This window comes from Nocardia sp. TBRC8007 (genome assembly GCF_056629435.1).
This window is the reverse complement of sequence record NZ_JBWSOR010000264.1, coordinates 1-212: the sequence shown is the minus strand read 5'-3', so window position 1 is coordinate 212 and position 212 is coordinate 1. Positions and strand designations below refer to the sequence as shown.

The 212-nt window shown below is 71.7% G+C and carries 1 protein-coding gene; it reads right to left on the bottom strand.

Annotation, left to right across the window (positions count from 1 at the left end; genetic code table 11):
* Positions 1-212 (bottom strand): hypothetical protein (locus ACX4ZE_RS23600; RefSeq protein WP_480275671.1); only part of this gene is annotated, 212 nt, incomplete at both ends.

Here is a 212-nt window from a genome sequence, read left to right as displayed (position 1 = left end):
CGGCCAGATCCCGCAGCAGCGGCGCCAACGACCATCCGTCCCCGGCGATGTGGTGGATCACCAACAACAACACGTACTCGCCGCGGGTATGGTCGTCCTCGCCCGGGCCGGTGCAGCGCAACACACTCGCCCGCACCGGGATCTGCGCCGACAGGTCGAACGCGTAGCGCGCCGCCGCGGCCACCGCCGCCTCCACATCCGCCACCTCGGCT